An 8,981-nucleotide genomic window follows, 5' to 3' on the forward strand; every position below is an offset into this window, starting at 1 on the left:
CCACCTCTTAATCTGTGGACTGAACTGATACAGCACCTTGTTTTAAAATTTCATCCAATGTATATTCGAGGACGCGCTCCGCTTCTTTTACATCAACCTGCAGAACACGCTCCAATATATTCAAGCCTACCACTTTTCCAGCTCCATCAGGGGTCTGAATCCATTCCCCAAGGTCCGGAAGCTGTTCTTTTGCTGCTTCGTACTCATCATTTTCATACTTCAGGCAGCACATTAAGCGTCCGCACAAACCTGATATTTTCGTTGGGTTCAACGAAAGATTCTGGTCCTTTGCCATTTTGATGGATACTGGATCAAAATCACCAAGGAAGGTGGAACAGCAGAGCATTCTTCCACATGGACCAATTCCGCCCAGCATTTTTGCTTCATCCCTCACACCAATCTGGCGAAGTTCTATCCTTGTCCTGAAGATGGCTGCGAGGTCTTTGACAAGCTCGCGAAAGTCAACCCGGCCATCAGCTGTAAAGTAGAAAATGACCTTATTTCGGTCAAATGTATATTCAACATCGACCAGCTTCATATCAAGCTGATGTGTATGGACCTTTTCACAGCAGACCTCATATGCTTCTTTGGCGGCCTGCTTGTTCTCCTCGACAATCATGCGATCCTTTTGATCTGCAATACGAAGAACCTTTTTTAATGGAAGGACAACATCATGCTCATCGACCTGCTTCGGGGCAATTACCACTTTTCCGTATTCTACGCCTCGGACAGTTTCGACAATGACAAAGTCATCCTTTTGTATTGAGAGATCTCCGGGATCAAAATAATAAATCTTGCCCGCTTTTTTAAAGCGCACTCCTACTACATCATACAAAGGAAGATCCCTCCTGCAATTTTAGCACAAGCTGTTCCATCAACAGCTGCGGATTCATATTTGCCTGTAATTTTCTTTTGGCTTCCAAAACAGCCGTCATCTGTTCCGTCAGACGTTTTGTAGAAGATTGCAGTGCAAACTGCTCTAAACGATTTCGTTCGTTCAGATGGACAACCTGGTCTTGTTTCCCAAGCTGAATATATAGTAAATCTTTAAAAATAAGAAGTAATAGATCCAAGCCGCGATCAATCTGCTCTTTTTCTTTAAAGTGCAAGAACCAATCCTCCTGCAGGGCAACCATCGCCTCTAGCGGATTCTTCTTTACCACTTCATATAATTTTAACACTATTTTTTGCGCTTGTACAAACCAATCATCAGAACTATATTGCAAAGCCTCATCCAAATTATTGGTAATTTGTGCAAGTAATGGTGCCTGGGCAGGATCCACTCCATTATTTTTTAATTGCTGAATCATTTCTGCAGGAGATAATGGTTTAAAAGAAATGGTCTGGCAGCGGGATAGAATAGTAGGAAGCATCTGCTGCGACTGCTCGGTAATAAGCACAGCGGTCGTCTCTGCATGGGGTTCCTCCAGGAATTTAAGCAAACTGTTGGCAGCGTTAACTGTCATTCTATCAGCATGTACAATCACATAAAGCTTGCGCTTAGATTCCACCCCGGTCTTTGAAAACTCTTCCTGCAGGCTTTGAATCTGACTTTTTTTGATAGAAAGCCCGTCCGGCTCAAGGATATGAACATCAGGGTGATTGCCGCTGTTGATCCTCTTACAGTTTGAACATGTTTCACATGGAACATACCCATCAAGCGGTTCAAGACAGAATCGGCTTTTCGCTAAAAGCATGCTTGCTTCCCGCTTTCCCGTTCCTTTCATCCCTTCAAATAAGTAGGCGTGGGCCAGCCGATCCTTCTCTATGCTATTTTTAAACATTTTCAATACAACTGGCTGTATGACCTCCAGCTGTTCCCACGTTTTTCCCACAATGATCACTCACTTACATATATATATTTATTAAAAGCCCCTTAATCTCGCCGACTTTCCCCAGTATATCGATAGATGATTCTTCTTTTTTCATTAGTTCATCCGTCAGCTCTGACAGCTTTTCATCAACCGTTTCTACCACTTTCAGAGAACGGCCCTGTCCATGCTGATTCCAGCTGTGCGATTGCTTCAGCTCCATCCCAAAGTCAACGGCTTCCTTTACAAACCGCTTTACAAGCGTTTTAAATTTGGCTAAATCCTTAAAGGTTCTGGAGCGGGCAAGCCTTTCTCCAGCGGCATCTATATCCTTTAACAGACCCTGAAGCTGAGAAGCCTGCATTTTCTGGTCCTGCTTTTGCACCATTTCGGAAAATTTCACGCCGTTTCCCGCCGCCTGCTTCTGCTCATTGCGGACATTTTCCATCTTGAGCCGAAGTTCCTGATTAATTTTCATACCTAATCCTCCGCAAAGGGCATTAAGCTCCCTTTGAATGTATTAAAAATGGTGGAATTGTTCAACTGGCAGGACAAATACCGTCGCACCGCCAACTTCGACTTCCACAGGGTAAGGCACATAAGAATCAGCATTTCCGCCCATTGGCGATACAGGTGCTACCAGCTGGTCTCTTGCTCTGCAATTTTCCTTAATAATCTGCAGGGCTCTCTCCACACGGATATCCTCTGTCCCAATCATGAACGTTGTATTGCCTGATTTCAAAAATCCGCCCGTGCTGGCCAATTTTGTCGCACGAAAATTATTGTCAACCAACGCATTCATTAGCTTATTGCTGTCCTGATCCTGAATGACTGCCAGAATTAATTTCATAAGCCCATCCCCTTTACAAGTTTTTAATCCGTTTTATCTTACTTTTATTATATCAATTATTTTATCTTCAAGCAGAAATTAAGGGAATACCGGAAAAATTATTTTAAAAACTGACTGGCAAGCTTATAAAAAAGCCTTAAAGAATATGATCTTTAAGGCAAATGTTTATATTATTTCTTTCAGCTTGCTCTCCGCCTGCTGATACACTTCCTCCAATGTTCCCGAAGCATTGATTTTAAAGATGCGCTCCGGGTAAAGCTCCATTAGCTTCAAATAGCCTTCCCGCACTTTGTGATGGAAATCAAGCTTTTCCAGGTCCAGGCGGTTCACTTCCCGTCCTTTATGCTGGTTGATTCGATCCAGCCCGGCCTCCGGTTCAATATCAAAATACAGCGTCAGTTCAGGCATCATGCCTTCGATGGCAAAGCTGTTTATAGAGTATACTTCATCAATGCCAAGGCCCCTTGCATAGCCTTGATAAGCAAGAGAACTATCAATAAACCGATCACATAATATGATATATCCCTTATCCATTGCTGGCTTTACTTTTTCAGCCAGGTGCTGCCTTCTGGCTGCCGCATACAGCAGAGCCTCTGTTCGCGGATCCATCTTTGTATTATTTTTATCGAGTATGACACTTCTGATCTGCTCGGCAATCTCAATTCCGCCAGGCTCTCTTGTCTGAAGAACCTGATAGCCTTCCTTTGCCAGATTGCTTGCCAGCATATCTATAATCGTTGTTTTTCCGGCACCCTCAGGTCCTTCGACCGTAATAAACTTACCTTTTTTCATTTTACTTCCTCCAGCTGCTGATATAGATCCTGATAAACGTTAATGCTGCCTTTTTTTATATTTTCCCCATTTTGAAACCGTGCTCCGGCCTTAATTTGAAATCTTATGCTTGCTATGTCTTCCCCTTCGATGAGTTCACCTGGGAATAAAAGCGGGATGCCTGGCGGATATGGAGTCACCTGCTGTGCACATATTTTACCAACCGCCTCTTCCAGTGCCACCGTTTTAATGGTGCATCGGTCTTGTTCCTTTTGCTCCAGGGCAAGGCCGGAGACAGGCCTTTTACTGAAAGGAATTTTTTCATGTCGGCCTGCCGGGCCAAATGATTTCAGCTCCTCTTCCAAGCATTGAATAACCCGTTCAAATGGATAATCCATATCTTTTTTTAAAAGAGGCAATACAAATAGGACATTATAAGGATCTGCCATTTCCGTAAAGATCCCATGCTTCTCCAGGAGAGCCTGCAGTTCATACCCGCTGAGGGCAGCTGCCGACTGGATGGTCACTTTTAAAGGATCACCGTTTTTATGTTCAAAGTTCAGTACTTTAATTCCTTTTATTTTACTTAGATTCTTTCGGAAGTGCCCCGCCTTTTCAAGCAGCGCTTCCTCATCCTTTCCCGAGAATGAGGCTAAATAGGCCCTTGCCAAATCAAGAGATGCCATAATGGGATAGGAAGGACTGCTTGATTGGAGAATCCCCAGATATTTGGACACTCTTTCTTCCTTTATAAAACGGCTATTAAAATGCAGATAAGCCCCCATCGTCATAGCAGGCAAAGTCTTATGTGCCGATTGTACAACCAGGTCTGCCTGAAGCTGAACGGCCGAAGCGGGAAAACTATCTCCCCCGATCAAATGTGCTCCATGCGCTTCATCCACCAATACTGGAACTCCATGATCATGAGCATACTCAATAATGCTTTCAAGGTTAAACACCATTCCGTAATAATTGGGATAGGTTAAGATTAGCGCTTTTGCTTCCGGATTTTGTCTGATTGCCTCTTTAACGGTCTCTAAAGCTACTCCCCCGGCAACGCCCCACTCTTCATTAAACTCAGGCGCTAAGAAGACAGGCTTAGCCCTAGCCAAAGTAATGCCATTAAGAATGGACTTATGGCAATTCCGCTGAACAAGTACAGTCTCATTTTCCTTTGCGGCTGACATGACCATGGCGAGATTCCCTGAGGTGGATCCGTTAACAAGGAAAAAGCTTTTTGGAACCCCATACAAATCGGCAAGCAGCTTTTGCGCTTTCAAAATGACTCCTTCAGGAGAATGCAAATCATCCAGTCCGCTAAGCTCAGTAGCATCGAGCTTTAAAATATCTTTAAAATAATCTGCTCCCTCACCGCCTGCAAGTTGACCGTTCTTATGTCCCGGCACATGAAAAGATACAGGCTGATGTGAAGCATGTTTTTTTAATTGTTCCCATAATGGAGTCTGTTCGTGATTCATATCTACATCACTTTCCTAAGATTCTTCTCCTATTTTAACAAAACAAGTATGTGCGTGCTATAAAAGAAACATTAGGTCGATATCTGCGCCAGTCCATAAAGGATTAAGGAAATTTATGAAAGAAATCCATTATAGACATACACCCAAATTAGATTTCCATCATACAATATAAATCAAGTAACCTCAAAAAACCCGCCAATGAATATTCGAAAAATTGTATACAATAACATTGATCTGGGCAGAATAAGTGTATGGAGGTGGAGTGATTGGGTTCGCTATTAGCAAAAAAACATGCAGGGGAAGAATGTGTCATATGCGAGCAGGCAAAAACCAGGGGAATACATCTATACACTTCTTTTATCTGCACAGATTGTGAAAAAGATTTAGTCACCACGGATACAAGCAATCCAAAATATAATTATTACTTAAAGAAACTGCGGAAAATAACCATGCCGGAGATATTTTCTTGAAATGTAAGCCCTTTGATAGGGGCTTTTTATTTTTTTGCCGGTTTGTTGGGCCGCTGAGTTATTAATCTCAGTGTTATCTGACATGAATTGGATTTATGTAACAGGTTTTTGATTTTACCTAGCAGGTATCCGATTTTATCTCGCATGTTTTATGTATATTTCACATTTGGCACAGTCATCTTTGCTGAAAACAGATTTGACTTTTAAAACAGACGGCGGAATAAAGAGTGGCGCATTTTTTTAGCTGAAGTGACGCATATATGCATTTTTCATAAAAAGAAGAGTAAGAAGATATTTGGATTCAATAAATCATCCACATACAAAAAAAGAACACCCATCAGGTGCTCTTTCATATGCCCGGCAGCGTCCTACTCTCACAAGGGGACAGCCCCTAACTACCATCGGCGCTGAGAAGCTTAACTTCCGTGTTCGGTATGGGAACGGGTGTGACCTTCTCGCTATCGCCACCGGACTATTTGGCTGAAGAAACTTCGTTCCCTCAAAACTAGATAATGCATGAAGAAGCATTTGCCGAGTATTCACCAATGACTTGTCTAGCTTCGGCTCCTAACTTCTCGGCTGTTTCGATCCGTCCCTCCAAATCCCAAAACCAGGATTTGAATGGCCGGCTCTCCAACGCCTCTCAAAGTTGAACAGTCGCCTCCGCTTTTCGTTTTGGTTAAGTCCTCGATCGATTAGTATCAGTCAGCTCCACATGTCGCCACGCTTCCACCTCTGACCTATCAACCTGATCATCTTTCAGGGATCTTACTAGCTTGACGCTATGGGAAATCTCATCTCGAGGGGGCTTCATGCTTAGATGCTTTCAGCACTTATCCCTTCCGCACATAGCTACCCAGCGATGCCTTTGGCAAGACAACTGGTACACCAGCGGTGCGTCCATCCCGGTCCTCTCGTACTAAGGACAGCTCCTCTCAAATTTCCTGCGCCCACGACGGATAGGGACCGAACTGTCTCACGACGTTCTGAACCCAGCTCGCGTACCGCTTTAATGGGCGAACAGCCCAACCCTTGGGACCGACTACAGCCCCAGGATGCGATGAGCCGACATCGAGGTGCCAAACCTCCCCGTCGATGTGGACTCTTGGGGGAGATAAGCCTGTTATCCCCGGGGTAGCTTTTATCCGTTGAGCGATGGCCCTTCCATGCGGAACCACCGGATCACTAAGCCCGACTTTCGTCCCTGCTCGACTTGTAGGTCTCGCAGTCAAGCTCCCTTGTGCCTTTACACTCTGCGAATGATTTCCAACCATTCTGAGGGAACCTTTGGGCGCCTCCGTTACTTTTTAGGAGGCGACCGCCCCAGTCAAACTGCCCACCTGACACTGTCTCCCGCCCCGATAAGGGGCGCGGGTTAGAATTTCAATACAGCCAGGGTAGTATCCCACCGACGCCTCCACCGAAGCTGGCGCTCCGGCTTCTCAGGCTCCTACCTATCCTGTACAAGCTGTACCAAAATTCAATATCAGGCTACAGTAAAGCTCCACGGGGTCTTTCCGTCCTGTCGCGGGTAACCTGCATCTTCACAGGTACTATAATTTCACCGAGTCTCTCGTTGAGACAGTGCCCAGATCGTTACGCCTTTCGTGCGGGTCGGAACTTACCCGACAAGGAATTTCGCTACCTTAGGACCGTTATAGTTACGGCCGCCGTTTACTGGGGCTTCGATTCAAAGCTTCGCTTGCGCTAACCTCTCCTCTTAACCTTCCAGCACCGGGCAGGCGTCAGCCCCTATACTTCGCCTTGCGGCTTCGCAGAGACCTGTGTTTTTGCTAAACAGTCGCCTGGGCCTATTCACTGCGGCTCATCAGGGCTATTCACCCTAATGAGCACCCCTTCTCCCGAAGTTACGGGGTCATTTTGCCGAGTTCCTTAACGAGAGTTCTCTCGCTCACCTTAGGATTCTCTCCTCGCCTACCTGTGTCGGTTTGCGGTACGGGCACCTTTTCCCTCGCTAGAGGCTTTTCTTGGCAGTGTGGAATCAGGAACTTCGGTACTAAATTTCCCTCGCCGTCACAGCTCAGCCTGTGTGGTAACGGGATTTGCCTCGTTACCGGCCTAACTGCTTGGACGCGCTAATCCAGCAGCGCGCTTACCCTATCCTCCTGCGTCCCCCCATTGCTCAAACGGTAAAGAGGTGGTACAGGAATATCAACCTGTTGTCCATCGCCTACGCTTTTCAGCCTCGGCTTAGGTCCCGACTAACCCTGAGCGGACGAGCCTTCCTCAGGAAACCTTAGGCATTCGGTGGATGGGATTCTCACCCATCTTTCGCTACTCATACCGGCATTCTCACTTCTAAGCGCTCCACCAGTCCTTGCGGTCTGGCTTCAACGCCCTTAGAACGCTCTCCTACCACTGACATCGAAAGATGTCAATCCACAGCTTCGGTGATACGTTTAGCCCCGGTACATTTTCGGCGCGGAGTCACTCGACCAGTGAGCTATTACGCACTCTTTAAATGGTGGCTGCTTCTAAGCCAACATCCTGGTTGTCTAAGCAACTCCACATCCTTTTCCACTTAACGTATACTTTGGGACCTTAGCTGGTGGTCTGGGCTGTTTCCCTCTTGACTACGGATCTTATCACTCGCAGTCTGACTCCCATGGATAAGTCTTTGGCATTCGGAGTTTGTCTGAATTCGGTAACCCGATGGGGGCCCCTAGTCCAAACAGTGCTCTACCTCCAAGACTCTTACTACATGAGGCTAGCCCTAAAGCTATTTCGGAGAGAACCAGCTATCTCCAAGTTCGATTGGAATTTCTCCGCTACCCACACCTCATCCCCGCACTTTTCAACGTGCGTGGGTTCGGGCCTCCATCCAGTGTTACCTGGACTTCACCCTGGACATGGGTAGATCACCTGGTTTCGGGTCTACGACCACATACTCATTCGCCCTATTCAGACTCGCTTTCGCTGCGGCTCCGTCTCATCAACTTAACCTCGCATGTAATCGTAACTCGCCGGTTCATTCTACAAAAGGCACGCTATCACCCATTAACGGGCTCTAACTACTTGTAGGCACACGGTTTCAGGATCTCTTTCACTCCCCTTCCGGGGTGCTTTTCACCTTTCCCTCACGGTACTGGTTCACTATCGGTCACTAGGGAGTATTTAGCCTTGGGAGATGGTCCTCCCTGCTTCCGACGGGATTTCTCGTGTCCCGCCGTACTCAGGATCCACTCTGGAGGGAACGAAGTTTCAACTACAGGGCTTTTACCTTCTCTGGCCGGCCTTTCCAGACCTGTTCATTTACCTCGTTCCTTTGTAACTCCGTGTAGAGTGTCCTACAACCCCAAGAGGCAAGCCTCTTGGTTTGGGCTAATCCCGTTTCGCTCGCCGCTACTCAGGGAATCGCGTTTGCTTTCTCTTCCTCCGGGTACTTAGATGTTTCAGTTCCCCGGGTCTGCCTTCTATACCCTATGTATTCAGGTAAAGATCCTATCCCATTACGGATAGGGGTTTCCCCATTCGGAAATCTCCGGATCAAAGCTTACTTACAGCTCCCCGAAGCATATCGGTGTTAGTACCGTCCTTCATCGGCTCCTAGTGCCAAGGCATTCACCGTGCGCCCTTTCTA

7 protein-coding genes and 2 rRNA genes (1 of these 9 cut by a window edge) are annotated in these 8,981 nt (G+C 46.2%); 1 reads left to right on the forward strand and 8 read right to left on the reverse strand.

The window, feature by feature from the left end; translation table 11 throughout:
* Positions 1-7: 7 nt before the first annotated feature.
* From M5V91_RS22225 to M5V91_RS22250, 6 genes are all read right to left on the reverse strand, one after another.
* On the reverse strand, positions 8-835 hold the full coding sequence (locus M5V91_RS22225; protein WP_009336679.1) for a PSP1 domain-containing protein: 828 nt from the start codon (positions 833-835) through the stop codon (positions 8-10).
* Positions 828-1,835: a DNA polymerase III subunit delta' gene (gene holB / locus M5V91_RS22230; RefSeq protein WP_009336680.1), complete on the reverse strand. Its 1,008-nt coding sequence runs from the start codon at positions 1,833-1,835 to the stop codon at positions 828-830. The genes M5V91_RS22225 and holB overlap by 8 nt, the downstream gene beginning before the upstream one ends.
* Before the next feature lie 13 nt (positions 1,836-1,848).
* Entirely contained in the window at positions 1,849-2,289 is a 441-nt protein-coding gene (locus M5V91_RS22235; protein WP_009336681.1) for a YaaR family protein, read from the reverse strand.
* A gap of 42 nt (positions 2,290-2,331) precedes the next feature.
* Positions 2,332-2,661, reverse strand: a complete 330-nt coding sequence (darA, locus tag M5V91_RS22240) for a cyclic di-AMP receptor DarA (RefSeq protein WP_009336682.1) — start codon at positions 2,659-2,661, stop codon at positions 2,332-2,334.
* Positions 2,662-2,826: 165 nt separating this feature from the next.
* Positions 2,827-3,453 (reverse strand): dTMP kinase, encoded by a 627-nt coding sequence (gene tmk, locus M5V91_RS22245; RefSeq protein ID WP_019382035.1) that lies wholly within the window; start codon positions 3,451-3,453, stop codon positions 2,827-2,829.
* Positions 3,450-4,910 carry an aminotransferase class I/II-fold pyridoxal phosphate-dependent enzyme gene (locus M5V91_RS22250; protein ID WP_019382034.1) on the reverse strand — a complete coding sequence of 487 codons (1,461 nt, stop codon included), beginning with the start codon at positions 4,908-4,910 and terminating at the stop codon, positions 3,450-3,452. The genes tmk and M5V91_RS22250 overlap by 4 nt, the downstream gene beginning before the upstream one ends.
* 266 nt (positions 4,911-5,176) lie before the next feature.
* Between M5V91_RS22250 and M5V91_RS22255 the strand changes: the two genes are divergently transcribed.
* The gene (locus M5V91_RS22255) at positions 5,177-5,380 is read left to right on the forward strand and encodes a sigma factor G inhibitor Gin (protein ID WP_009336685.1); all 204 of its coding nucleotides are present in this window, start codon (positions 5,177-5,179) and stop codon (positions 5,378-5,380) included.
* A gap of 355 nt (positions 5,381-5,735) precedes the next feature.
* On the opposite strand, the gene rrf is transcribed toward M5V91_RS22255, so the two are convergent.
* Positions 5,736-5,852, reverse strand: a 5S ribosomal RNA gene (gene rrf, locus M5V91_RS22260).
* 203 nt (positions 5,853-6,055) lie between these two features.
* Positions 6,056-8,981, reverse strand: a 23S ribosomal RNA gene (locus M5V91_RS22265); it runs 8 nt beyond the window's last position.

This window comes from Cytobacillus pseudoceanisediminis (assembly GCF_023516215.1).
Lineage (GTDB): Bacteria > Bacillota > Bacilli > Bacillales > Cytobacillaceae > Cytobacillus > Cytobacillus pseudoceanisediminis.

Bases quoted from the DNA above. Each gene is read 5' to 3' on its own strand.
- M5V91_RS22250 (WP_019382034.1), bottom strand. From the start codon at position 4,910: ATGAATCACGAACAGACTCCATTATGGGAACAATTAAAAAAACATGCT.
- M5V91_RS22235 (WP_009336681.1), bottom strand. From the start codon at position 2,289: ATGAAAATTAATCAGGAACTTCGGCTCAAGATGGAAAATGTCCGCAAT.
- darA (WP_009336682.1), bottom strand. From the start codon at position 2,661: ATGAAATTAATTCTGGCAGTCATTCAGGATCAGGACAGCAATAAGCTA.
- tmk (WP_019382035.1), bottom strand. From the start codon at position 3,453: ATGAAAAAAGGTAAGTTTATTACGGTCGAAGGACCTGAGGGTGCCGGA.